The organism is Rhodococcus cercidiphylli (assembly GCF_033042225.1).
Classification (GTDB): domain Bacteria; phylum Actinomycetota; class Actinomycetes; order Mycobacteriales; family Mycobacteriaceae; genus Rhodococcoides.
In genome coordinates this window covers 83,678-107,484 of the sequence record NZ_JAWLKE010000008.1, presented here as the reverse complement: position 1 = coordinate 107,484, position 23,807 = coordinate 83,678, and the positions used below count along the sequence as shown (strand labels likewise).

21 protein-coding genes are annotated in these 23,807 nt (G+C 64.1%); 6 read left to right on the top strand and 15 right to left on the bottom strand.

Annotated features, from left to right (window positions below; all coding sequences use genetic code 11):
• Positions 1 to 2: 2 nt before the first annotated feature.
• Positions 3 to 923: an ABC transporter ATP-binding protein gene (locus tag R3P95_RS20800; protein ID WP_317549327.1), complete on the bottom strand. Its 921-nt coding sequence runs from the start codon at positions 921 to 923 to the stop codon at positions 3 to 5.
• Between the two features lie 279 nt (positions 924 to 1,202).
• On the opposite strand from R3P95_RS20800, the gene R3P95_RS20795 reads away from it, so the two are divergent.
• Entirely contained in the window at positions 1,203 to 2,042 is an 840-nt protein-coding gene (locus tag R3P95_RS20795; protein ID WP_317549326.1) for a GntR family transcriptional regulator, read from the top strand.
• A 72-nt stretch (positions 2,043 to 2,114) separates the two neighbouring features.
• Here the strand turns inward: R3P95_RS20795 and R3P95_RS20790 are convergent, their stop codons facing one another.
• The 12 genes from R3P95_RS20790 to R3P95_RS20735 all read right to left on the bottom strand — a co-directional run bounded on the left by R3P95_RS20790 (position 2,115) and on the right by R3P95_RS20735 (position 17,516).
• Positions 2,115 to 3,443, bottom strand: a complete 1,329-nt coding sequence (locus tag R3P95_RS20790) for an NtaA/DmoA family FMN-dependent monooxygenase (RefSeq protein WP_317549325.1) — start codon at positions 3,441 to 3,443, stop codon at positions 2,115 to 2,117.
• On the bottom strand, positions 3,440 to 4,636 hold the full coding sequence (locus R3P95_RS20785; RefSeq protein WP_317549324.1) for an NtaA/DmoA family FMN-dependent monooxygenase: 1,197 nt from the start codon (positions 4,634 to 4,636) through the stop codon (positions 3,440 to 3,442). Before R3P95_RS20785 ends, R3P95_RS20790 begins: the two co-directional genes overlap by 4 nt.
• A complete protein-coding gene (locus R3P95_RS20780; protein WP_317549323.1) occupies positions 4,600 to 6,039 on the bottom strand; it encodes an MFS transporter in 1,440 nt (479 codons plus the stop codon). The genes R3P95_RS20785 and R3P95_RS20780 overlap by 37 nt, the downstream gene beginning before the upstream one ends.
• On the bottom strand, positions 6,039 to 7,328 hold the full coding sequence (locus R3P95_RS20775) for an NtaA/DmoA family FMN-dependent monooxygenase (RefSeq protein ID WP_317549322.1): 1,290 nt from the start codon (positions 7,326 to 7,328) through the stop codon (positions 6,039 to 6,041). Before R3P95_RS20775 ends, R3P95_RS20780 begins: the two co-directional genes overlap by 1 nt.
• Positions 7,325 to 8,761, bottom strand: coding sequence for an MFS transporter (locus tag R3P95_RS20770; protein ID WP_317549321.1), 1,437 nt, complete (start codon positions 8,759 to 8,761; stop codon positions 7,325 to 7,327). The genes R3P95_RS20775 and R3P95_RS20770 overlap by 4 nt, the downstream gene beginning before the upstream one ends.
• 83 nt (positions 8,762 to 8,844) lie before the next feature.
• The gene (locus tag R3P95_RS20765) at positions 8,845 to 10,134 is read right to left on the bottom strand and encodes an NtaA/DmoA family FMN-dependent monooxygenase (protein ID WP_317549320.1); all 1,290 of its coding nucleotides are present in this window, start codon (positions 10,132 to 10,134) and stop codon (positions 8,845 to 8,847) included.
• A gap of 36 nt (positions 10,135 to 10,170) precedes the next feature.
• Positions 10,171 to 11,484, bottom strand: coding sequence for an NtaA/DmoA family FMN-dependent monooxygenase (locus tag R3P95_RS20760; protein ID WP_317549319.1), 1,314 nt, complete (start codon positions 11,482 to 11,484; stop codon positions 10,171 to 10,173).
• Positions 11,485 to 11,517: 33 nt separating this feature from the next.
• Complete coding sequence (locus tag R3P95_RS20755) at positions 11,518 to 12,825, bottom strand: NtaA/DmoA family FMN-dependent monooxygenase (RefSeq protein WP_317549318.1); 1,308 nt, start codon at positions 12,823 to 12,825, stop codon at positions 11,518 to 11,520.
• Between the two features lie 183 nt (positions 12,826 to 13,008).
• A complete protein-coding gene (locus R3P95_RS20750; protein ID WP_317549317.1) occupies positions 13,009 to 14,664 on the bottom strand; it encodes an ABC transporter substrate-binding protein in 1,656 nt (551 codons plus the stop codon).
• A gap of 100 nt (positions 14,665 to 14,764) precedes the next feature.
• Positions 14,765 to 15,649 carry an ABC transporter permease gene (locus tag R3P95_RS20745; protein WP_317549316.1) on the bottom strand — a complete coding sequence of 295 codons (885 nt, stop codon included), beginning with the start codon at positions 15,647 to 15,649 and terminating at the stop codon, positions 14,765 to 14,767.
• Positions 15,649 to 16,692, bottom strand: coding sequence for an ABC transporter permease (locus R3P95_RS20740; RefSeq protein ID WP_317549315.1), 1,044 nt, complete (start codon positions 16,690 to 16,692; stop codon positions 15,649 to 15,651). Before R3P95_RS20740 ends, R3P95_RS20745 begins: the two co-directional genes overlap by 1 nt.
• Positions 16,689 to 17,516 carry an ABC transporter ATP-binding protein gene (locus R3P95_RS20735; RefSeq protein ID WP_317549314.1) on the bottom strand — a complete coding sequence of 276 codons (828 nt, stop codon included), beginning with the start codon at positions 17,514 to 17,516 and terminating at the stop codon, positions 16,689 to 16,691. The genes R3P95_RS20740 and R3P95_RS20735 overlap by 4 nt, the downstream gene beginning before the upstream one ends.
• A 413-nt stretch (positions 17,517 to 17,929) precedes the next feature.
• Between R3P95_RS20735 and R3P95_RS20730 the strand changes: the two genes are divergently transcribed.
• Genes R3P95_RS20730 through ribA form a run of 5 tightly spaced genes read left to right on the top strand, consistent with a single transcriptional unit; the run spans position 17,930 to position 21,606 of the window.
• Positions 17,930 to 19,222, top strand: a complete 1,293-nt coding sequence (locus R3P95_RS20730) for an NtaA/DmoA family FMN-dependent monooxygenase (RefSeq protein ID WP_317549313.1) — start codon at positions 17,930 to 17,932, stop codon at positions 19,220 to 19,222.
• Between the two features lie 12 nt (positions 19,223 to 19,234).
• Positions 19,235 to 19,366: a hypothetical protein gene (locus R3P95_RS20725; RefSeq protein ID WP_317549312.1), complete on the top strand. Its 132-nt coding sequence runs from the start codon at positions 19,235 to 19,237 to the stop codon at positions 19,364 to 19,366.
• A gap of 13 nt (positions 19,367 to 19,379) precedes the next feature.
• Positions 19,380 to 19,886, top strand: a complete 507-nt coding sequence (locus R3P95_RS20720) for an NADPH-dependent FMN reductase (RefSeq protein WP_317549311.1) — start codon at positions 19,380 to 19,382, stop codon at positions 19,884 to 19,886.
• Entirely contained in the window at positions 19,883 to 20,380 is a 498-nt protein-coding gene (locus R3P95_RS20715; protein WP_317549310.1) for a flavin reductase family protein, read from the top strand. The genes R3P95_RS20720 and R3P95_RS20715 overlap by 4 nt, the downstream gene beginning before the upstream one ends.
• Positions 20,380 to 21,606 carry a GTP cyclohydrolase II gene (ribA, locus tag R3P95_RS20710; protein WP_317549309.1) on the top strand — a complete coding sequence of 409 codons (1,227 nt, stop codon included), beginning with the start codon at positions 20,380 to 20,382 and terminating at the stop codon, positions 21,604 to 21,606. The genes R3P95_RS20715 and ribA overlap by 1 nt, the downstream gene beginning before the upstream one ends.
• Before the next feature lie 10 nt (positions 21,607 to 21,616).
• Here the strand turns inward: ribA and R3P95_RS20705 are convergent, their stop codons facing one another.
• Positions 21,617 to 22,726, bottom strand: coding sequence for an LLM class flavin-dependent oxidoreductase (locus R3P95_RS20705; RefSeq protein ID WP_317549308.1), 1,110 nt, complete (start codon positions 22,724 to 22,726; stop codon positions 21,617 to 21,619).
• Positions 22,727 to 22,755: 29 nt separating this feature from the next.
• On the bottom strand, positions 22,756 to 23,802 hold the full coding sequence (locus tag R3P95_RS20700) for an ABC transporter substrate-binding protein (RefSeq protein WP_317549307.1): 1,047 nt from the start codon (positions 23,800 to 23,802) through the stop codon (positions 22,756 to 22,758).
• Between the last annotated feature and the right edge of the window lie 5 nt (positions 23,803 to 23,807).

Sequence of the window (23,807 nt, the reverse complement as noted above, 5' to 3'; positions counted from 1 at the left end):
CGTCAGGCAGGCATGAAGTCTCGCAGCACCGGGAGTCTGGTTGCCGAACGGTTCGCCAGAGTGGGGACGCAGCCCAGCAGTCCCTTCGTGTACGGATGCGTCGCGGTAGCAGCGATTTCTGCGGACGCCTTCTGCTCCACCAACTCACCCCGGTACATCACCAGCATGGTGTCGGAGAATTCGAGGCACAGCTTGATGTCGTGACTGACGATGAGCAACGCGGTCCCCTGTTCCTGAGTCAGGTGCTGCAGCAACTCCATGGTTCCGCGCGCGAGAGAGGCATCGAGTGCACTGGTCGGCTCGTCGGCGATCAGCAGTCGTGGCGATCCGCACAACGCCAGGGCCGTCATCACCCGTTGGCGCATTCCGCCGGACAGCTCGTAGGGCCGACTCCGCATCACCCGCTTCGTGTCGGAGAGACCGACCTTGTTCAGCCAGTACGCGGTGGTGTCCGCCCGCTCCCGCCTGCCCGTGATGCCCGCTCCCGCCAGCACGTGCTTGAACTGACCCCCGATGGTCCACACCGGGTCGAGTGCCGTCATGGCGTCTTGGAACACCATCGCGATGCCGTCGGTGCGCCGCGGCACGCTGCGTCCCGTCTCCGGCTGGGCCGGCTTGCCCTCGAATTCGAGGCGCGTCGAGTCGACCGTCGCGGCTGCCGATGCGTCGATCAGTCCCGCGATGGTCATGGCCAAAGTCGACTTTCCCGATCCCGATTCACCCACCAATGCCACTCGCTCACCCGGCGCGATATCGAAGGACGCATCCTTCACCGCAACCACGGCGGAGTCGCCGGTACCGTACGTGACCGTGAGATTCTCTACACTCAGTACCGAGGAGTTCGTTGTCCGAGGCAGGTTCGCCTGCACATCCTCGCCGTGATCTACGAGCGAAACAGATTCGCGCTCAGTAGTTGTCGTCATGTATTGCTCCCACCGAACGCCGTCGAATATGAACGAGTCCCATCGTTGCGTCACGGTGTTTCTTGAAGCGACGTCGATGGTAAACAGCGCATTACGCACTCCACGGTCCACTGATCACAGGGCCTGAGCAGCATATTCTCGAGCAGACCGGACATAAAGGCCGCTGCACCCACCCGAGACCACGCGCCGATCTCCGATAGACTCGGACATCGGTACAGGTTGTCTCACCGTCGCGGCCACCCTCGTTCCTCCGTGCGCATCACCGGAAGGCCCTGACCCATGACCCGCCCCTTCTTCGACGACGAGTCCGGATCCGTTGCCGCCCATCGACGACGGCAATCGGACGAGCAACGTGCGAGATACGCACGTGCTCAACGGCATCGGGCAGAGAAGTTCGTCACCTCGCCGCGGCGGGTGTACGAGCTGATTCGCTCCGGCATTCGACGCGGCACGATGCCACACGACGAGATCCTCTCCGAGCAGCATCTCATCGAGTCGCTCGGTGCCACCAGAAACGCTGTGCGCAAGGCACTTCAGATGCTGGCCGACGACGGAGTCGTGCTCCGTGCACGCAGAGCAGGAACATCGATCGCCCACGACATCGTGGCGGTGCACGACGGCGAAGTCGGCCCCAGAGCGTGGGCGGGCATGCCGGACGAGGGCAGACTGACCGTCGATACCCTCGAGTGCAGACGGATCACTGCGCCCGCGGTCATTCGGAACTTCATCGGCGCCGAGGTCGACACCGTGATCCTGCTGGAGCAGATCGGCAGGATGGGCGGCAATCCGCTCTACCTGCGCGTGGGATATTGCATCACCGACTTCGAGATCGACGACTTCATCGAACGCGTCGAGAGCAACCACGGCGAGTACCCACCCATCGCCGTGGCTCATCACCGAATCTTCGGGACCCGCTACGGCGGCAGCAGCTCGGTCGTCGAGGCGATCTCCTGCCAGGAACGAGCAGCCGAATTGCTGGAAATGCCGGTCGGTGCGCCGGTACTGTTGCGCGAGTTGATCACTCGCGATACCGATGGCCGTCCGTCCGAGCTCAGCTTCACCCACTTTCGAGCGGACCGAGTGGCGATCATCGGATCCACCGTCGCCGCCACCGCGTAGTCCGCGCCTTCGAATCGCGACAGGGGATCGGTATCGAACCGATCCCCTGTCGATCACCGGAATTCAAGCCGCTCAGAAATCCAGCAGATTGTCACGTAACTGGCTGTGTGCGTATTCTTCTCGAACCAATCCCCGACGGCGGAGCGCCGGAACCAGACCGTCGGTCACCTCGGTGTAGTACCGACGACCGAGTCGACCGGTCATGAGGAAACCGTCGCCGCCGACGGCATCGATGACCTCCTCCATCTGTTCCGCGACGGTCTCCGGAGTCCCCACCAACGGAACCGACGTGATCGACCATGTGGCAGCCAACTGGCGCAACGTCTTCGGAGTGCCGTCCTCGTTCGACTTGCTACCACCCGAACCCGCGAGAAAATCTGCGAGCGTCGTGCGGTGACCGTTGGTGCTCAGCTCCGGCGGCGGAGCATCCATGTCCAGGGTCGACAGATCGTTCCCGGTCACCGCGGAGATGTGCGCCAAGGCTGCGTGCACGCGTCCATCGGTCGCCTCACGGGACCGCGCATCGAGCTCGCGGGCTTCGCTGTCGGTCTCCCCCAGCACCGGCGACACGATGTAGAGAATCTTGATCGAATTCGGGTCCCGACCCGCGTCCGACGCCATCGCCCGAACGTCGTCGCGATAAGCCTTCATCGCTTCGATGCCCTGCGCCTGGCAGATGATGGTGTCGGCGTTGCGAGCGGCGAACGCACGACCACGCGGAGATCCACCGGCCTGACAGATCACCGGCCTGCCCTGCGGCATCGGCAGCGTATTGAGCGGGCCGCGGGTGCGATGGAACTTGCCGACGTAATTCGCGTCGTGCACCTTGGTGTGATCGACGTAGGTGTTCGACGCCGTGTCCATCACCAGCGCGTCCGGCTCCCACGACTTCCACAGCGCATCGACTGCCTCGACGAATTCCTCTGCCCGCTCGTATCGTTCGTCGTGCGGGGGCAGCGCGTCCATACCGAAGTTCTGTGCGGCGCGGTCCTCGCTGGAGGTCACCACGTTCCATCCGACCCGTCCGTGGGACATGTGGTCGAGTGTCGAGACCACCCGCGCCAGCAGATACGGCGGGTAGAAGCTGGTGGACATCGTGGTCACGATCCCGAGTCGCGTCGTGGCCGCGGCCAACATCGGCACCAGTGCGACCGGGTCGTGCTTGGGCGCGTACTGCGCCTTCGCCAGATCGAACTCCGTGGTGCCGCCGTAGATGTCGGACACCATCGACGAGTCCTCGAGCATCAGATAGTCGAAGCCTGCCCGCTCGAGCGCCCTGGCCATGTCGACGTGGAACCGCCCGTCGGCCCAGGAGTCGGAATCGGACCCGGTCCAGTGCGAACTCCACACCGGTGGACGAAAGCTGGTGAACCAGCCCAGATGGATGCGCGGTGTGCTCATCGGGCACCTGCCAGGTGCTCACGGAAGTTGCCTCCGCGGTATCCGGTACCCGCCACCCCACGACGGGCGAGTTCGGGCATCAACCCGTCGCACACGTCGTCGACGTACCGACGGTTCAGGACCCCGCCGCCACCTCCGAAGAACAGGAAGCCGTCTCCGCCGACCTCGTCGATGACGCTCTCCATCTCGTCCGCGACGCCGGCCGGCGTGCCGACGAGCCGCAACGATTCCGTCCGCTCCGTGGCCACGGTCTCGCGAATCGACCTGCCGTTCGCCCATTTCCGCAGGTTGTCGAGAATGCTGGTGCTGCCTTCGGTCTGCAGCTCGTCCGGAATCGGTTGATCCACATCGAAGGTGGAGAAGTCGATGTCTCCGGAGAGCATGATCAGTCGACGCGCGATGGCCCCGTCGGTGGCCTTGTAGTAGCGCTCGGCCTTGCGCGCCGCGTCCTCCTCGGTCTCCCCCAGAATCGGCGTCACCATGTACAACACCTTGATGTCGTCGGGGTCGCGTCCGAATTCTGCGGCGCGGGCCCGCACCGTCTTTCGATACTCACGCATCGCGTCTCGCCCCTTGGGTGCGGCGACCACGAGATCGGCCACTCGCGCTGCCAGATCGATACCGGACTTGGACGCTCCTGCTTGGCAGATCACGGGCTTGCCCTGCGGACTGGGCAGGGTGTTGAGCGGGCCGCGGACCGAGAAGTGCTCGCCCACATGGTCGATGGTCCGCACCTTGGTGTGGTCCACGTAGGACTCGAGACCGGGGCCGATGGGCGAGGCGGCATCGGCGTCCCACGACGCCCACAGCTTGTTGGCGACGTCGACGAATTCCTCGGCGATCTCGTACCGGGCGTCGTGCGTCGGCAACGTGTCCTTGCCGAAGTTCTGTGCGGCGCGATCTCCCGTGGAGGTGACGATGTTCCAGCCCATCCGGCCTCGGCTGAGGTGGTCGAGAGTGGACAACAACCGTGTGAGCAGGAACGGCGGGTAGAAACTGGTGGACGCGGTGACGACGATGCCGATTCGGTCGGTCTCGTAGGCGAGCCGAGACGCCAGTGCCATCGGATCGTGCTTCGGCGCTCGGGGAGTCCACTTCAGTTCGGATTCGAAGGTGCCGCCGTAGATGTCGGTCAGTGCGGTGGAATCCTCCAGCATCACGAAGTCGATTCCCGATCGCTCGAATGCGCGCACGATGTCGACAGCGAAAGTTCCGTCGGCCCAATCTGTTCCACCGGTTCCGGCAAAGGGTCCGGTCCAGTCGGGTACGAGGTAGTTGGTGAACCAACCGAGGGTGAACGGTTGTGACATCGGTCCTCTTTTCCAAGGTAGTGGTCGTGAATGGTCGGGGCAGGGACGGCGGACTCCTCGGTGACGACCACCTTCGATTCGGGAGTCGACACCGCAACGGTCCGCCACGGACGGAGAGCGAGCAGGACTGCCAACGCCGCCACGGGAATGCTGGCGGTGAAGGCGAGGGAGTAGGACGCCTGAGCGACGACGGCGCCGGCGACGAGCGGCCCCAGCATGGTGCCGATGTCGAACGTGACCTGGTACACGGCAATGGGACTGCCGCCGCGACCGGACAGCACGTCGCCGACGGTCGCAGCGCTGGCCACCATCGCGCACGTGCCGCCCACGCCCCACAACACCATGGTCAGTACCAGGATCGGCAGGGTCGGGACGATGGCGAGAACGACGATGCCGAGCAGGATGAGTCCGGAACCGAAGGCCAGCATGGGCCGTCGACCCCAGCTGTCGACGAGTCGACCGGCAGGTTTCACGACGATGATCTGCACGACGGCTCCGACGACGAGTACCAGACCCGAGACGAACGGGCTGCCGCCGAGCACCGTCGCGACGAACAGTGGGATCAGGGTGAACCGCACCCCGTTGCCGACCCAGCCGTTGGCGAAGTTGGACGCAATCGATGCGCGAAACCCTCGGTGGCCGAGGGCGGTTCGTAGCGTCATCGGTTCCGGTCGGGTCGTCGTGTCGTGCACGATTCCGTCGGCCGCGTCCTTCTTGTCACTCGATCGGAACGCGAACCAGACGACGGCGACCCCGACGATCAACGTCAGTGCATGCGTGAGGAACGGTGCCCGCAGCGAGACGAGGGCGACTGCACCGCCGATCACCGGGCCCAGTACCCCGCCGATGAGGAATCCGGACTGGAAGACGGACGCAGTTCTGCCGCCGGTTTCCGGAGTGCTGTAGCGGAAGAGCAACTGCTGACCGGCGACGGTGAACATCGCGGTCCCGACACCGCCGACGGCGCGGAGCAACAACAGGGACAGGAACGTCGGAGCGAATGCCGCTGCGAGCGAGGAGGTGGCGGCCAGCAGCAGCCCCGCAGTGAGGACCGTGCGTTCGTCGAACCTCATCAACAATCGAGATGCGCCGAACGAGGCCAGCACTCGGGTGAACGCGTAGATGCTCACCACCGACGAGGCGGCCAGATCGGACACCCCGAAATCTCGGGCGAAGACCGGAATGACCGGTGCCACGACACCGTAGCCGAGGCCGATGCAGACGTTGACGAACGCCAACGCGTACACCGGGCCGGGTACCACCGAATCCCTGCGCAGCAACCGCATCAGAAGGACATGAGATTCTCACGAAACATGTCGTGCTCGTATTCGGTCCGGACGAGGCCGCGTCGTTGCAGCGCGGGAACGAGGCCTTCGGTGATCTCGCCGACGTAGCGACGGCCGATGCTTCCGGTGATCAGGAATCCGTCGCCACCGACGAAGTCCATCGTCTCGCCCATCTGCTCGGCGACGGAATCCGGGGTGCCGACGTAATGCACGTTCTTCATGGACCAGCCCAGTGCCGCCTTACGGGGTGTGTTGCCGTAGGACAGGAAGTCACCGAGGGTCGTCCGGTGTCCGTTGGTGGAGAGTTCGGGGAACTCCTCGTCCAGCTCGTACGTCGACAGGTCGATTTCGGTCAACGCCGAAATGTGGCCCAGCGCAGACTCGATGCGTGAATCGACGTCGGCCGTCATACGTTCCACCTTGGCGCGAGCGTCGGATTCGGTGTCCGCCAGGACGGGCTGGGTGATGAACATGATCTTGCAGCTGTCCGGGTCGCGGCCCTCCTTCTCCATCCGCATCCTGATGTCGTCGCGGAACGCCTTCATCGCGGCCGGGTCCTTGGCGGCGCTGAGGATGGTCTCGGCGTTGCGGGCGGCGAATTCACGGCCACGCGGTGAGCCGCCGGCCTGGCAGATCACCGGCTCGCCCTGCGGCGAACGCGGCAGATTCAACGGACCGCGGGAGGCGTGGTACTTCCCCCGGAAGTTCGTGACGTGGACCTTCGTGTGGTCGACGTACGTACCGGTCTCGCGGTCGAGGACCATCGCGTCCTCGTCCCACGATGCCCACAGCTGCTTGACGAGATCGACGAACTCATCGGCCCGCTCGTATCGCTGATCGTGTTCGGCGAGCTTGTCCATACCGTAGTTCTGCGCGGCGCGATCCTCGCTGGAGGTCACGACGTTCCAGCCGACCCGCCCGCCACTGAGGTGATCGAGGGTGGAGAACCGTCGAGCGAGCAACCACGGCGGGTAGAAGGAGGTGGAGCACGTCGCGATGATCCCGATGTGTTCGGTCGACGCCGTCAACAGCGGAACCAGCGTCACCGGATCGTGTTTGGGCGCATACAGGCCGTACTTCAGGTCCACCCGCGACGTCTGCTCGAAGGCGTCCGAGACCATCGACGAATCCTCGAGCATGATGTAGTCGAAGCAGGCGCGTTCGAGCGATCGAGCGAAGTCGACGTGCAATTCGCCGTTGGCCCAGGTTCGACCTTCGTCGCCGGCCCAGGTGGTGTTCCACGGCGGATTGGAGAAGTTGGTGAACCACCCCAGATGAAATTTGGTCATGCCGTGCTCCTTGCTCTCGATGTGGGTAGATCACTTCGGTGCAGCCGAGACAGCTCGGCAGGTTCTTTCGGATGAATTCCCCGCAGGCCCGACGCCACGCTCGCCAGTAGCGCTGCGAACGCCATGGCGGCGACGGCGATCACGAATCCTGTTGTCAACAGCTCGGTTCCGCCTTCCGGCAACATCTCGGTGTCGCCGGAGTACACCAGTTCGCGTAGCGCTGCCGGCAGCGCCGATACGACGAGGACCAGTGCGAGCGCCGTGCTCAGGGTGACCGCGGTGTTGTCGAGGGACACCCGCAGGCCGTTCGCCATGCCCGAGCGGTTCGGTGCCACCCCCACGTTGATCGCCGCCGCATTGGCCGTCTTGAAGATTCCCCCACTGAGGCCGAGCGCGAACAGCAGGGCGACGATGGGTATGCCTCGGGCCGGACCGGCGATGTGCATGGCGAGCAGTGACAGCACCACTGCGGTGCCGAGTGTGGACACCGTCGTCAACGTTCGCGTCGAGACCCGGGTGGCCAGCGTGCCGGCAATGGGCGACATCACCGTGGTGCCGACGGCAAGTGCGGTGATCTGCAGTCCGGCGTGGATGGGACTCGAACCCCCGACGCCCTGCAGGTAGAGCGACATCGTCACCGCCACCGCGCCTTCCGCCGTCGTCACCAGGAACGACGCGGTGTAGGCACTGCCACGGAACCTGTCCATCAGTAGCGTCGGATCCACTATCGGATCGGCGGCGCGCTTCTCCCACCACCAGAACAGTGGGACGGCGATCACCACAAGGGCGAGCGGGACCAACGACTGCCAGGCCCCGAAACCGTCACTGCCACCGCGGTTGACCCCGTAGACCAGGCCGCCGAGTATCACCATCGAGCCCAGCGCACCGGCGTAGTCCAGCGATGCACCTGACGTGGGACGTGGTGTGCGGCGCAGAGTGATCCAGGCCCACACCGTCCCGAGCACGCCGAGCGGAACGACGACTCCAAATACCCCGCGCCACCCGACTGTTTGGGTCAGTACGCCACCGAGCAACGGTCCGATGGAAATGGCGAGCGACATGATCGTGATGTTCCAGCCGATGCCGATCGAGAGCTTCTGCGGCTCGAATGCTTCGACGAGCAACGCCGTGGTGTTGGTGATCACCGCTGCCGCGCCGATACCCTGCACGACGCGCAACGCGATCACGACATCGGGGTCCGTAGCCGCCGCGATCACCGCGGCACTGACTGTCAGGCAGACCAATCCGGCGAGGTACACCGGTCGTCGTCCCACGATGTCGGCGAGTTTTCCGAGGACCAGGATGAACACGGCGGTGGTGAGCAAGTACGCGAGCATGAACCAATCGGTCTGTGCTGCAGAGGCGCTCAGACCGGAGCTCATGTCCGGCAGAGCCACCGGCAGCATGGACACCGATACGAACGTGATGCTCATTCCCAGCCCCGTGACCGACAGCACGCGCCACGGATATCTGTCCGTCGGAACCGTCGGAGTGGGAGGCATCCCTGCCGTGACGATCAGAAGTCCATCAGGTTGTCACGGAACAGCTCGTGCGCGTAGCCGTCGCGAATCAAGCCGCGCTTGCGCAGTTCCGGTGCGAGCCCGTCGGTGATCTCGCTGATGTACCGGCGGTGCACACTGCCTGCGATGAGGAAGCCGTCGCCGCCGACCTCCGCCGCGATGTCGCCCATCTGCTCGGCAACGGAATCGGCTGTTCCGATGAGCTGAACGGATTTCCGGATGTCCGAGCTCGCGGCCTCGCGCAACGTCATGCCTGCGGTGTTGGCACCGATCAACGCCATCGAGGCGCGGCCGGCGTTGGTCTCCACCGTCGGGAACGGCGCATCGAGATCGAACGTCGAGAAGTCGATGCCACTCGCATACGACATCGACGCAAGATTGACGTCGATGTTCTTACGGAAGCCGTCGAGGATTCGGTCGTTCTTGTCCTGCGCTTCTTGTTCCGTCTCCCCGAGAACGGGATTGACGATGAACATGATCTTGCAGCTGTCCGGGTCTCGACCCTCCACGATCATGCGGGTGCGGACGTCGTCACGGTAGGCCTTCATCGCCTCGACGCTTTCGACCTGCGCCAGAATGGTTTCGGCATGCTTGGCCGCGAAACCCCGACCGGCAGGCGAACCGCCGGCCTGGCAGATCACCGGGTGTCCCTGCGGCGACGGAGTGGTGTTCAGCGGTCCGCGGGACGAGTGGTACTCACCCTTGAAATCGATGTTGTGCACCTTCGTGAAGTCCGCGAAGACGCCCGCTTCTCGGTCGAGGCGAACGGCATCGGGTTCCCACGAGGACCACAACTTCTTGACCAGATCGATCCATTCGTCGGCCATCTCGTAGCGATGATCGTGCTCGAACATCTCCTCGTAGCCGAAGTTCTGCGCCGTCCGCACGTTGTGCGAGGTGACGAGATTGACTCCCGCGCGGCCGTTGCTGAGGTGATCGAGCGTCGCCGAGGTTCGCGCCGCCATGTACGGCGGGTGGAACGAGGTGGTCATCGTCGCGATCAGACCGAGGTGTTCGGTGTGCTGACTCAGGATGGGCAGCAACGAATTCGGATCCTGCTTGGGAACCGACCGCGCGTTGGCCAGCCACCACTTCGAGGAGCCACCGAACGAATCGGGAACGAACGCTCCGTCTTCGAACATGATGTAGTCGAATCCGGCGCGTTCGAGCGACCGCGTCATGTCGATGTACAGCTCGGGATGGTTCCATTCCGTGCCACCCTCCCCCGACCACATCTGGTTCCACGACTGCACCTGCCAGCTCAAGAACCAACCCATGTGAAACATAGCGAGTTTCTCCTTACAGAATTAGGGTCGCAGGGTTCAGAATGCGCGCAGATTGTCGCGGAAGTGACTGTGCTCGTACGACGTTCGGGTCAGTCCTCGACGCTTGAGTGCGGGCACCAGCCCGTCGGTGACCTCGGCGACGTAGCGTCGGTTCATCGGCGCTCCGGCGATGAGGAACCCGTCGCCGCCCACGTCCTGCATGACGCCGTCCATCATGTCCGCGATGTCGTCGGGGGTACCGACGAACTGCAGGGTGTCGATGGCGCTGTGGCCGGTGATGCGCTCGCGCAGCGTCTGCGTGCCGTCGCCCTTGAACTCGGCGAAACTGCTGCGGTGGCCGTTGCTTTCGAGATCCGCCGGCAGTGGTTCGTCGAGATCGAACTGGCTCAGGTCGATACCCGACAGGTGCGAGCGTCCGGCGAGGAGTCCGTCGATGTTCCGCGACGCGGCATCTGCCCGACGCTTCTGCTTGGCCTGCGCCTCGGCCGTCGTCTCACCGAAAATCGGCGAGATCAGGTACATGACCTTGACGTCGTCGGGATCACGGCCGGACTCGGCTGCTCCCTGACGGATGTCCTCTCGGTAGGTGCGCATCTTGTCGGTCCCGTGGGGATTGGAGATGATGGCGTCCGCGTGCTTCGCGGCGAACTCCTTGCCCTTGTCCGAGCCTCCTGCTTGCAGGAACACCGGTCGACGCTGGGGGCTGGGAATGGTGTTGAGCGGCCCTCGCGACTTGAAGAACTTGCCCTCGAAGTCGATACGGTTGACCTTCTCGTGGTCGGCGTAGATGCCGCCCGCAGAGGTATCGGCATGCACCGCACCGTCTTCCCAGGAGTCCCACAACTTGCAGGCGAGTTCGACGAACTCGTCGGCGATGTCGTACCGCAGATCGTGCTCGGGCATGTCGAAGCCGTAGTTCTGCGCGGCGCGAGTGTTGCTGCCGGTGACGATGTTCCAGCCGATCCGGCCCTCGGCGATGTGATCGAGTGTCGACATCAACCGCGCAACGGTGTACGGGTGGTAGAAGGTGGTGGTCAGCGTCGGAACGATGCCGAGGTGTTTGGTGGTGTACGACAGAATTCCGGCCAGGACCGCAGGATCGTGTTTCGGTGCCGCGGATGCCGTGGCCAGGTAGTACTCCATCGAACCCTTGTAGGTGTCCGACACCTGCACCGAATCCTCCATGATCAGGAAGTCGAAGCAGGCCCGCTCGAGCGAGTGCGCCAGGTCGACGTACTGATCGGGCATCATCCAGTCGGTTGCGCCGGTACCGGACCACGGCTGGTTCCAGGACTGAACTCCGAAGCCGGCACCGAGGAACCAGCCGAGGTGAAATTTGTTGGCAGTCATAGCGTTTCTCCAGATATGCGACGAGTGAAGGGGTCAGAATTCGAGCAGGTTGTCGCGCAGATGATCGCTGCCGTACTCGGTTCGCATCAGACCTCTGCTCTGCAGGGCAGGCACGAGTCCGTCCGCGATCTCACCGATGTACCGACGGTTGTGCGGCTGGCTCCAGATCAGGAACCCGTCCCCACCGACCTCGGCCATGGCGTCACCCATCTGTGCGGCAACGGCATCCGGCGTCCCGACCAACTCCATCGACTCGGTTCGGTACGCGACACACGCCTCGCGCAGCGTTCGCCCGTCGGCCCAGTTGCGGAAGTTCTCCAGCGTGGACTGATGGCCGTTGGTGTGCACGTCATCGGGCATCGGCTTGTCCAGATCGAACGTGGAGAAGTCGATCTCCATGCTCGCGGACCAACCTACGAGCACGCCCGCAGGATTGGCGCGGACCGCCGCCGCTTTGCGTTCCTTGCGGGCCAGCGCGTCCTCGTGGGTCTCGCCGAGAATGGGCGAGACCACGTACATGACCTTCGCCGAGTCGGGATCGCGGCCGTGCAACTCCATCCTGCGACGGATGTCGGACCGGTACTCCTTCATCGCGGCAACACCTTTGGGCAGGGCCATGATCATGTCCGCGTGCTTGGCGGCGAAGTCACGACCGGCCGGGGAACCACCGGCCTGCGTGATCACCGGTCGCCCCTGCGGTGACGGCAGAGTGTTGAGCGGTCCACGCGAGGAGTAGTACTTCCCGGCGAAGTCGATGGTGTGCACCTTGGTGTGGTCGACGTAGGTGGACGTGGCACGGTCCATCACCACGGCGTCGGCATCCCAGGAGTCCCAGAGCTTCTCGACCAGTTCCACGTACTCGTCGGCGCGGGCGTACCGCTCGTCGTGCGGCGGCAAGGCGTCCATGCCGAAGTTCTGGGCGGCGCGATCCTCGCTCGAGGTGACCACGTTCCAGCCGATGCGCCCCGAGGACAGGTGATCGAGCGAGGAGATCGAGCGGGCGAGCATATAGGGGGGATAGAACGACGTCGAGGCGGTGAGCGCGATACCGAGATGGCTGGTGGCCCGAGTGAGCAAGGGAGCCAATGCCATCGGGTCGCCCTTGGGTGCCCAACCGCCGGTCTTGAGAGTCGCTTCCGAACTTCCGCCGTAGGTATCGGACACCATCGACGAATCCTCGAGGAGCAGGAAGTCGAAGCAGGCCCGCTCGAGTGTCTTGGCGAACTCGACGTAGAAGTCTCCGTTCAGCCAGTCCCCGCTGTCGGAACCCTCGAATGCGGTGTTCCAGGACGTCGGGACGAAGCTGCCGAACCAACCGAGATGAAATCTGTTGTCTGTCATGGTCACATTCGTTCCTCGCTGGTCGTTCTTCCTCGGTATCGGTCAACTACACCGCGCGGATGTTTCGCCGAGTCACGTTCTCGGTAGCCGTCGGATTTCGCCGCGGATCGCCGGTGTTTCCCCACGCAGTGCGGCCGGCGAGCCGGATATGACCACCGACCGCACCGCGTGAGATCGCCGAACCTACGAATCGAGCGTCAGATTGGAGTAGTCGATGCGGAAGTCGGTGCGCTGGACGAACCCACCGATGCCGGCTTCCAGGGCCACCGACGGCCGTACCCGGGCGATGAAGATGTACGGGGCCTGCTCGGTCATGCGTAGTTCCGCAGCGTTCCAGAACTCACCGGCCTCGGGGCTCAGAGCGTCGCCCGCATCCAGCCCCTGATCGATCATGGTGAGGAACTCCGGGTCGTTCCACAGCGCCACGTTGGAGCCGCCGCCGGGCTGAGTGAGCAGTTGCAGCGAGTACGGCGGGGTCATCGTGACCGAGGCGCCCATGGTCAGGCTGGCCTGTACCTTTCCGGCCAAGGTGTCGGCATTGAGCTGCGCTGCAGGCACTTCGGAGATCGTGACGTCGATACCCGCTTCGGCTGCATAGGACTGGATCTGAATCGCCGTGTCCTGCGTCGCCGGAAGCTGATTGTTGACGCTGAGGGTGAAGGCCAGGCCATCGGTCAGGCCCGCCTCTGCCAACAGTGACTTCGCCCGTTCGGGGTCGCTGTCGTACTGCGGAAGATCGCTGCCGTCCCAGTTCGGTGCCTTGTCGTCGAGTACGTGGTTGTACTTGTACGCGCGGCCGAAGAACACGTCGGACATGATCTTGTCGTACGGGATGGCGTAGGCCATCGCCTGTCGCACGCGCACGTCGTCGAACGGTGCTGTGGTGGTGTTCATCGAGAACAGCAGGTACTGATTCGAGGTGGTCGTCGGCACCGTGACGGCGTCGTTGCCCTCCAGCGTGGCCTGATCCGACGAACGCAGCGCCAGTGCGACATCGGCGTCCCCTCGGGTGACCATGTTGGCCCTCGTGGCGGGGTCGGCCACGACACGTCGAATCATCCGCTTGATCTCGGGTTCACCGAGCACGAAGTTGGAATTTGCGGTCATGACGATTTCCTGGCCGGGGGTGACGGACTCCAACATGTATGCGCCGTAACCGAAGTTGCCGCGCATCATGTCCTCCGCGCCCCACGCCACCGCGTACGGGTCATCGGGTGTCGCGTTCTCGAGCAGGTAGTTGCTGTCGTAGATCGAACCGATGTTCTCGGCGAGGTTCGCGAGCAACGTCAGCCCGTAACCGGCCTTCTCGACAGTGAAGCTGACGGTGTAGTCGTCGACCTTCTGGATCTGGGACACCGGGTCGGTGAGCATGGGCTTGAAGTAGCCGGCCATACCGCCACCGGGAGTGGCGAGCTTGCGCTCGAACGACCACAGCACGTCGTCGGCATCGAGCTCGTTGCCGTGTTCGCTCATGACCCCCTGACGGAGCGTGAACGTGTACACGAGCTGATCCGGACTCACCTCGTAGCTCTCGGCGAGGTAGGGCTCGAAATTGTAGTAGTCCTGCACCAGCGCGTTCGAGCCTTCTTCTTCGACGTACGGTTTGCGAATCAGCTGCGCGTGCATGTTGTTGGTGACGTCTTGGTTGTCGGTGCCTGCGGTGTAGCCGTAGTCGCGCACCACGTTCGACGCCTGATCCGGCGTCACCACGACGATTTCACCGGGGGTCGAGGCAGAGGACTCGGTTCCGCCGTCGGAGCAGGCGCTCAAGGCGAGGGCACCGACGAGCAACGGGATGGTCCATCTGAACCCGATGGACAGACGATGAGAGGATTTCACGATTGGTCGGTCTCCTTCTTGGATGCACAGGGGCACGCGGAATCACCGGTCGAGCCGGTGGCGTCGATCGTGGAACAAGCGGTACGAGAGGGGTGTTCGGTCAGTGGGAGCGTCGGGTTCCCGACGTCAATCTGCGGCCGACGACGGCCACCGAGGCGACGGTCAAGCACAGCGCGAACGCGGGAGCGCCTGCCGACCAGAGCTTTCCGATGGCGGCGTCGCCTGCGCCGCGAGTAATCATCGAACCCCATTCGGGGGTCGGCGGCGGCAGACCGACACCGAGGAAGCCGAGTGCGGCGGTGAGGATGATCGTCATGCCGAACACGACCGATGCGTTCTGCAGCGCCGGGACCGAGGAGTTGGGCAACACGTGCCGGAACACCAGTTGTGTCTCGGACAGTCCGGCCTGACGGGCCGCATCGAGATACGCGTCGCCGCGCACCCGGAGTACTTCGGTACGGACGAGCCTGGCCTGAATCGGCGCGAGAATGATCGAGAGCGTGAAGATCATGGTGATCGACGACGTTCCGAAGAACGACACGACGACCAACGCGACGATCACCGTCGGAACGGCTTCGAGCAGGTCGAGGAAACGCGCCGCGCCGCGGGCGAGGAAGCCGCCGAGTCCGCGTCCTGCCTCGTTCATTCCGATGGTGAGCCCGATCAGAATTCCGGCCATGGTCGCCGCGATCGTAACGGCGAGAGCAATGGTCACATCGATGCGGGCACCGGCGATCGTCCGCGAGAACACGTCGAGTCCGTTGGAGTCGGTGCCGAGAAGGAACTCCGAATCGGGTGAGAGCGACGGTGCGCCGACGACTTTCGTCGGATCGAACGGCACGATCCACGGCCCGATCAGAGTGATCAGCAGTATGGCCGCCAGTGGGATGAACAGCAAAATCGTGCCGATCGACACTCTGCGACGACCAGTCGACGCAGGCATGTGCGCATCGGGCACCGAATTCTTCTGTGCGAGAGCAACCATCACGAACCACCTCCCTGCCGACCCGGCTTGCGCCGAGGATCGAGCAGCATGTTGACGAGATCGACACACAGGAACACGATCAGGGAGATCGCCGCGACGACGAGCAGGAACCCCTGCAGCGCAATCAGATCCGTCGCGGCCACGGCCTCCACGGCATACCGCCCCATCCCGCCGAGTCCGAACAGGGTCTCGAGAATGACCGCACCACCGAGCAGAGACCCGAACACCATCCCGAAGAGTGCGACGGTCGGTGGCAGAGCCCGGCGGTACGCGCTGGCATAGATGTACTTGCGCGCCGACCCGGTGGCGATCTTGAACAGCGTGGGTTGCGCTGTCAGGCTCGAATCGAGGGCTGTCAGTAGCTGTTTGAGCAGAATCGGGGTGACCGAGACGACGAGCACCGCGATGGGAAGGAACAGGTGCGAGATCATCGAGGACACCACCACGGTGTCGCCCCGAAGAATTGCGTCGAGCAGCGGGAACGAGGTGAGCGGTTCGGGTTCGGTCAGCCCGGCCCGCACTCGGCCGGTGGGAGCGGGTACCACCTGCAGCGTGGCATAGAACAGAAAAATTCCGACCACGCCGACCACGAATTCCGGAACGGCACCGGCTGCTTGTGCGTAACCGCGGACAACACGCGAGGCAAAGGATCTGGGCCAGGCAACGACCACGGCCGAGAGCACCACCGTGATGACCAGCAGGAAGAAGAACGCGATACCCGCCAGCTCGAGTGTGCCCGGCAGCCGGTCGGCGATATCGGTCATCACCGGCCTACCGGTCATGATCGCGTTGCCCAGATCGAAGTGCAGCAGACCGCTCAGATACGTCATCAGCTGAGACACCAGGCTGCCGTCGAGACCGAGCTCGGCCTTCGTGGCCAGGTAGTCGGCCTCCGTGGCCTCGGGTCCGACCACCTCACGGGCCGGGTCGCCCGGGATGGCCCGGACCAGGAAGAACGCAGCCACCGCGAAGACCAGCAGATGCAGCGGCAGGACGGCCACTCGGCCGAGCCACCATCGTTGACGTCCGAGAAATCCCGTCATCGCGCAGCCGCCACGGCGAGTTGCTCGATTGCTTCGTCACCGCGGTAGGCGTCGAGCAACTCCGCCGTGTACGGATCCTGGGGTCGCTCGACGACATCGTCGGTGCTGCCCTGCTCCACGATGACGCCGTTCCTCATGACGACCATGTCGCGCGCGATGAAGGCGGTTGCCGGAAGCCCGTGCGAGACGAACACCAGTCCGCACTCCGAGTCGATGCAGTACTGACGCAGCATGTTCAAGATCGCGCCCTGAACCGAGACGTCCAGCGCAGAGACCACCTCGTCGCACAGCAATATCCTGGGTCGGACGACCAAGGCCCGCGCTATCGAAAAACGTTGACGCTGACCGCCGGACACCTCCGAGGGAAAACGGTCGGCCATCGCCGGGTCGAGTTCGAGGGACTCCAACGTCTCGTTCACTCGTGCGTCGGCGGCCGTGGTGTCCATCCCCAGCAGCCGTGACGCCGGCAACCGGACCGCATCCCGCAATGTTCTGCGGGGATCGAAGGACGACGTCGTGTCCTGCGCGACGTACTGCACCCGCGACCTGAATTCGCGTCGGCCGGCTCGGGACGACAGCACCCCTTTCAATTCGGCTCCGTTGTAAGAGACCGAACCCGTGCTGGGCGCGAGCAGCCCGCACATCATTCGGACCAATGTCGACTTGCCGGATCCCGATTCACCGACGATTCCGATAGCCGAATCCGACGTGACCTTCATGTCGATGTCGTCGACAGCCGGTGTGCTGGATCCCGTGCGATCGAAACTCTTGCCCAGGTGTTCGACGTCGATCTCGGCGTACGCAGTGCGCGAAGTGCCACCCATCAAGATCCTCCATGCCGATTGTCTCCAGCAGATCTGCTGCTTGATCGCATAGCTTTCTCGACACGCATTACTGAAAGTGACCTCCGGCGTAAATGAAGTATTACGCCGTGCGCAGCACCAGGTCAGACGGTGTAGCCCGGCGCTAAACGCCGGAGTGACGTAGGTCTCGATCAGCAGTCCCGTCCGATCCGGGTGGCGTTATTGGTCCGTAGCGCAGCTCCAGCAGGGGTGTTCCACGGCGTAATAGCTCATTTACGCCTGCGCCATGTTCGGTAATCCCCGTCCGGGAAGCTTCATCGTGTATCAGCCCGTACGGCTGCCGACCCACCACGTGAGGACCTCGAAGTGAACGAGCACGCTCCGACGCCGATACCTGTTCTTCCCAACGATGCTGCTGGACAAAGTGATTGCGCATGATGCATCTCGGATGGTTCTTCACCACGGGATTCGGAGTCTACGGCTGGAACCAACCGTGGTCGGGCAACGTGGCGTCGGATGTCGGTCGCCCCGATCTGTTCGTCGACGCGGCGAAGAGCCTCGAGCGCGCGGGATTCGACTACATCATGCTCGAGGATTCCTCGGTGTTGTCCGACGTCTATCGCGGTACGTTCGAGAGCTCGGTCCGACGCGGAACGACAGTGCGTTTCGACCCGATGCCGTTGGTTCCACTGATGGCCGCCGCCACCGAACGAATCGGCATCATCGCCACTGTCGCAACGACGTTCTACCCACCGTTTCTCGCCGCGCGGTTGATGTCGACACTCGATCACCTCACCCAGGGCCGTGTCGGAATCAACCTCGTCACCGCCAGCGCCGACGGCGCAGCGCAGAACTACGGACTGCCCAAACAGATCGAGCACGACCTCAGATACGAGATGGCAGACGAGTGGGTGGATGTCGTCTCGCAGCTGTGGGATTCGTGGGACGAGGATGCCCTGGTCCTCGATCCGGAGTCCGGAGTGTTCGCCGATCACGAGAAGATCCACAAGATCGACTTCGAGGGTAAGTACTACTCCTCGCGGGGCCCGCTGAACGTTCCGCGTGGCCCTCAGGGTCACCCGGTCATCTGTCAGGCCGGGGGCTCTCCCGCCGGCCGCGCATTCGGTGCCAAACACGCGGACACCATCATCGCCAACGTCCGCGGACTCGACGCGATGAAGGAATATCGAGAGGACATCAGCCGACGGCTGATCGAGTACGGACGTAAGCCCGACGACGTCAAAGTGCTGTTCCTGGTCAGCCCCATCATGGCCGACACCGACGACGAGGCCGCCGTCAAGCGCGACCGCATGCGTGAAGTCCAGAAGAACAACATCGACGGCATACTCTCCGCGATGTCCTACTTCAGCAGCACGGACTTCTCGCAGTTCGACATCGACGCGCCGGTACCGGACCTGACCCAGTACAACGGGCACCAGAGCACGCTGGCGGACATGGCGAAGACCGGCAAGACGCTGCGCGAGATCGTCGCCAACTACCCGACGACCGAGTCCATGGAACTCGTCGGAACAGCCGAGACCGTGGCCGAAACGATGATCGAAGCAATGGATTTCATCGGTGGCGACGGGTTCCTCATCGCATCCCCCGTCACTCGTAAGGTCATCTCCGAGATCAGCGACGGTCTCGCTCCCGCGCTGCGTCGCCGTGGTGCGATTCGCGACGGGTACTCACGAACCACGTTCCGCGAGAACCTCGCCGCCTTCTGAGATGGTGGCGTTGTGATCGACCCATTCGGTGCAGCCGCAGCGCAGACGGCCGAGAAGTCCGCTGCCAGCGGCGCAATGGTTGCGCAACGTTCGAGTCTCACGCCCGTCACGCACGTCGTGTTGGCTCGACTCGTCACCTCGTAGAAAAGGTTCACGAATGAAAATCACTGTAGTAGCAGGTAATCCGAAGCCCGAGTCGCGGACACTCGACGCAGCGCGCGTCCTCGCCACCGCATTGACCGGTGAGTCCGGCGGAACCGTCGACGTCATCACCCTCGGAGCCGGACTGCTCGGATGGGGCGACGAGTCGGTGCAGGCTGCCGTCGAGACCGTCGCATCCTCGGATCTCGTCGTCTTCGCCAGTCCGACCTTCAAGGCGACGTACACCGGAGTTCTCAAACTGTTCCTCGACCAATTCGCCGGGGGCACCGGCCTACAGAACGTCGTGGCCGTGCCGCTCATGTTGGGAGCCGGGCCCGCTCATGCGATGGCACCGGACATGTTCCTCAAGCACGTTCTGGTCGAACTGGGCGCGATCACCCCCGCCCCCGGGCTCTACCTGATCGATAGCACCTACACCACCGATTCTGTTATCGCCGACTACGTCTCACGCTGGGGCGACACCATCGTCGCCGCGGCCCGAACCCGAACGGATGCATCATGACCCTGAGCACCACCAGCCTCGACCAGTCCGTTCTGCGAAACGCGTTCGGCCAGTTCCCCAGTGGAGTCGTCGCCGTCTGTGCAGAGATCGACGGAGTCAAGATCGGCATGGCCGCAAGCAGCTTCGTCGCGGTCTCCATCGATCCCCCGCTCGTGGCCTTCTGCGTCCAGGACACCTCGACCACGTGGCCGAAATTCGCGGCAGCCACCCGCATCGGTATCAGCGTGCTCGGTGAACTCCACGACGTCGCCGCACGAACCCTCGCGGCGAAGACCGGAAACCGCTTCGAGGGATTGACCACGACGACGACCGACGACGGTGCCGTCTTCATCGACGGTGCGAGCATGTGGCTCGACGCGAGCGTCACCGAGCAGATCACCGCCGGTGACCACGACATCGTGCTCATGCGCATCAACGAGCTCGAGATCAAGGACGGCGTCGCACCGATCGTGTTCCACGGCAGCAAGTTCCGACGCCTCGCTGTGGATCTGTGATGAGTGCCGTCGAACATGCCCTCGATGCACTTCGAGCCGGCAAGCCGGTGTTCGTCACCGACTCGGCCGACCGTGAGAACGAGGGCGACGTCATCCTCGCCGCCGACCGTGTCACACCCGCGTGGACGGCATGGACCGTCCGTAACACCTCGGGTCTGCTGTGCGCGCCGATGAGCGACGCTCGCGCGGACGCCCTGGAGTTGCCGCCGATGGTGGCCAACAATCAGGATCCGAAGAAAACCGCCTACACCGTCACCGTCGATGCGGCCGTGGGCATCACGACCGGAATCAGTGCTGCCGATCGCGCCAGGACCCTGCAGGTGTTGGCCGACCCCGGTTCCGTCCCCACCGACATCATCCGCCCCGGCCACGTGCTGCCGCTACGAGCGCGACCCGGTGGCGTCCTCGAACGGCCCGGCCACACCGAAGCAGCCGTCGACCTGTGCGCTCTCGCCGGGCTGCCCGCGGTGGGCGTGATCGCCGAACTCGTCGCCGACGACGGTTCGATGATGCAGTTCCGCGAGATCGAAGCTCTCGGGGCTCGGATGCAGCTGCCGGTCCTCACCATCGAGGAGCTCATCGCCTATCGCAGACTTCGTGACCCAGCGCCGGTGGCCGGGCCCGCTCGCGTGGAGCGGATCGTGGAAACCGTACTCACCACCCCGCACGGCGAGTTCGCGATGTTCGGCTACCTCGACCACCAGACCGGAGCCGAACACGTGGCGCTCGTATCGGGTGACGTCCGCGACGACGCTGTGGTGCGCGTGCACTCGGAATGCCTCACCGGTGAATCGTTCCTCTCGCAGCGCTGTGAATGCGGACCGCAACTCGCGACCGCGCTGGAACGAATCGCCACCGACGGAGGCGTTCTGGTCTACCTGCGCGGTCACGAGGGTCGCGGCATCGGTTTGCTGAAGAAGCTTGCTGCATACCGACTTCAGGACGAAGGCTTCGACACCGTGCAGGCCAACCTCGAACTCGACGAGCCGGCAGACGGACGCGAATACGGCGGCGCAGCAGCCATTCTCAAGGACCTGGGTTTGACGACCGTGCGTTTGCTGACGAACAACCCGGACAAGATTCGCGGACTGGAAGCGCACGGCGTGGACGTCAGCACCCGGTTACCGATCGTCGTGGGTGCAGCGCGGGCCAACATCCACTACCTCGAAACCAAACGCTCTCAGATGGGTCACCTGCTTCCCCAGGGTATTGCGCAGGGTTGGTAGGAATCGAAAGCTACTCTCCACGTGCAGGAACAGTGATCCCCCGGGCGTCGAGGATCGGCCGCACTCCCTCGGCGAAGTGGTACGCCTCCTCGAGGTGCGGGTAGCCCGAGAGAATGAACTCGTCGAACCCGGCATCGTGGTATTCCCCGATGAGGTTCGCGACCTCCTCGTGCGAACCGACCAACGCCGTCCCTGCGCCGCCGCGAACGAGTCCCACACCGGCCCACAGATTCGGGTAGATCTCGAGGGAATCCTTGCTGCCACCGTGCAACGCGGCCATTCGGCGCTGCCCCTCGGACTGCGACGACGAGTGCAGCGCGTGCGCCGCAGACACCTGTTCCTCGGGAAGCTCGTCGAGGAGCTTCTGCGCGACGGCCCAGGCCTCCTCGGAGGTGTCGCGACTGATGGTGTGCAGGCGGATGCCATAGGTAAGCTTGCGGCCCTCGGCATCTGCCAACGCCTGTACTTTTTCGATCTTCGCGCGGGCGTCGGCCGGCGGCTCACCCCACGTCAGGTACGTCTGCACCCGCTTGGCTGCGACGGCCAGAGCAGGCTCGGAGGAGCCACCGAACCAGAACTCCGGCAATGGGTCCGGAGCCTCGGACACCCGCGCATCGGCAACCTTGAAGAACTCACCCTCGTGGTCCACCGAGGTCTCGGTCCAAATGCGTTGTACGAGTTCGAGAAACTCGTCGGTGCGAGCGTATCGCCGGTCATGGTCGATCCAGTCCCCGAAACGGCGCTGTTCGACGTCGTCTCCCCCGGTGACGATGTTGAACAACACTCGCCCTTCCGAGAACCGTTGCAACGTCGCCGCCTGCTGCGCCGCCAACGTGGGCGGCGTGAGGCCGGGCCGGAAGGCAACGAGAAACTTCAGCCGACGGGTGCTCTGCAGAAGGGCGGCTGTGGTCAACCAGGCGTCCTCGCACGACGTTCCCGTCGGAGTCAGCACGCCCTCGAAATCGAGCCGGTCCGCGGCCTGGGCAACCTCGGTGAGATAGCGAAGCGACGGGCGACGAAAGCCGGCGGGTTCGCGGAGATTGCCGGATGCGTGGGACGCGCCGACGATGGAGCGGCCGTCGCCTGCGGTGGGAAGAAACCAGAAGATGCGTGCGGTCACGAGTGGAGCTCCTAGAACGTGGTGGGTGATCAGTTGGTGGCGGCGGATGCGTCTGCGATGGCGTCGTTGTAACGCGTGTCGACGAAGTCCGCGAACGTGTTGCCGCCGGGGATGCTCCCGCTCTCGACGAATGCATCGAAGAGCGCCTGCTCGGACTCGATCACAGTGTCGTCAAGAGCAATTGCGGGTCGTTGGCTTCGTCCCTGCGCCAATTCACCTGCAGCCGGGTCGATCCCGACGGCCGTGGAGTACGCGGACGCCCACTCGGCCGGATTCTTCTCGGCCCAGGCCGAGGCTTTGGCCAGACGAACCACGAAGTCCTGCAACGCAGTGTTCTTCGCCGGATCGTCCAGGGCCTGCTGTGAGGCGATGCCGAACCCGTAACCGTTGGCCACGCCCTCGGCGGTGGTCAGTGTCTTCGAGCCGTTCTGGACCTGCGCGATCGCGGTGAAGGGATCCCAGATCGCCCAGGCGTCGACCTCACCCGAGGTGAAGGCGGTCAGCGCGTCCGCCGGCTGGAGGAAGATGATCTGGACGTCGTCCTCGGTCAACCCGGCCTTCTGCAACTGCAGCAGCACGTGGCCGTGCGCTGAACTTCCCTTGCCCACCGCTATTTTCCTGCCGCGCAGATCGGAGAACGAGGTGAGCGTCGAGTCGGACGGCACGAGGATCTGATCGCCGCTGGCGTCGTTGCTGTAGGCGGAGACAACCTTGATGCGCGCGTTGGCTGCGACGCCGAACACCGGCGGTGTGTTGCCGGTGACCGCGAAGTCGATCTGGCCGGCTGTTGCGGCCTCCACCTGAGGCGGGCCGGAAGTGAAGGTGGAGAACGCAACATCGTATGGGGCCGAGTCGAGCTCACCCGACGCACGAAGCAGCGCCTCGGTGCCGCCCTTCTGGTCGCCGACGTCGAGCGTGACCGTGGTGAGCTGGTCGTCGGAGACGAGTTCGGGTGCTTCGGTGGTAGTGGTGTCGCTGCCGCGGGAGACGCAGCCGGTGAGTCCGACGACCGTCAGAGACAGCGCAGCGAGCACACCGATGGCGCGCAGGGATCTGGAACGAGCGTGTGACGACATGCGTG

Bases quoted from the DNA above. Each gene is read 5' to 3' on its own strand.
- R3P95_RS20800 (WP_317549327.1), bottom strand. From the start codon at position 923: ATGACGACAACTACTGAGCGCGAATCTGTTTCGCTCGTAGATCACGGC.
- R3P95_RS20795 (WP_317549326.1), top strand. From the start codon at position 1,203: ATGACCCGCCCCTTCTTCGACGACGAGTCCGGATCCGTTGCCGCCCAT.
- R3P95_RS20790 (WP_317549325.1), bottom strand. From the start codon at position 3,443: ATGAGCACACCGCGCATCCATCTGGGCTGGTTCACCAGCTTTCGTCCA.
- R3P95_RS20780 (WP_317549323.1), bottom strand. From the start codon at position 6,039: ATGCGGTTGCTGCGCAGGGATTCGGTGGTACCCGGCCCGGTGTACGCG.
- R3P95_RS20775 (WP_317549322.1), bottom strand. From the start codon at position 7,328: ATGACCAAATTTCATCTGGGGTGGTTCACCAACTTCTCCAATCCGCCG.
- R3P95_RS20770 (WP_317549321.1), bottom strand. From the start codon at position 8,761: ATGAGCATCACGTTCGTATCGGTGTCCATGCTGCCGGTGGCTCTGCCG.
- R3P95_RS20765 (WP_317549320.1), bottom strand. From the start codon at position 10,134: ATGTTTCACATGGGTTGGTTCTTGAGCTGGCAGGTGCAGTCGTGGAAC.
- R3P95_RS20760 (WP_317549319.1), bottom strand. From the start codon at position 11,484: ATGACTGCCAACAAATTTCACCTCGGCTGGTTCCTCGGTGCCGGCTTC.
- R3P95_RS20755 (WP_317549318.1), bottom strand. From the start codon at position 12,825: ATGACAGACAACAGATTTCATCTCGGTTGGTTCGGCAGCTTCGTCCCG.
- R3P95_RS20745 (WP_317549316.1), bottom strand. From the start codon at position 15,649: ATGGTTGCTCTCGCACAGAAGAATTCGGTGCCCGATGCGCACATGCCT.
- R3P95_RS20740 (WP_317549315.1), bottom strand. From the start codon at position 16,692: ATGACGGGATTTCTCGGACGTCAACGATGGTGGCTCGGCCGAGTGGCC.
- R3P95_RS20735 (WP_317549314.1), bottom strand. From the start codon at position 17,516: ATGGGTGGCACTTCGCGCACTGCGTACGCCGAGATCGACGTCGAACAC.
- R3P95_RS20730 (WP_317549313.1), top strand. From the start codon at position 17,930: ATGATGCATCTCGGATGGTTCTTCACCACGGGATTCGGAGTCTACGGC.
- R3P95_RS20720 (WP_317549311.1), top strand. From the start codon at position 19,380: ATGAAAATCACTGTAGTAGCAGGTAATCCGAAGCCCGAGTCGCGGACA.
- R3P95_RS20715 (WP_317549310.1), top strand. From the start codon at position 19,883: ATGACCCTGAGCACCACCAGCCTCGACCAGTCCGTTCTGCGAAACGCG.
- ribA (WP_317549309.1), top strand. From the start codon at position 20,380: ATGAGTGCCGTCGAACATGCCCTCGATGCACTTCGAGCCGGCAAGCCG.
- R3P95_RS20700 (WP_317549307.1), bottom strand. From the start codon at position 23,802: ATGTCGTCACACGCTCGTTCCAGATCCCTGCGCGCCATCGGTGTGCTC.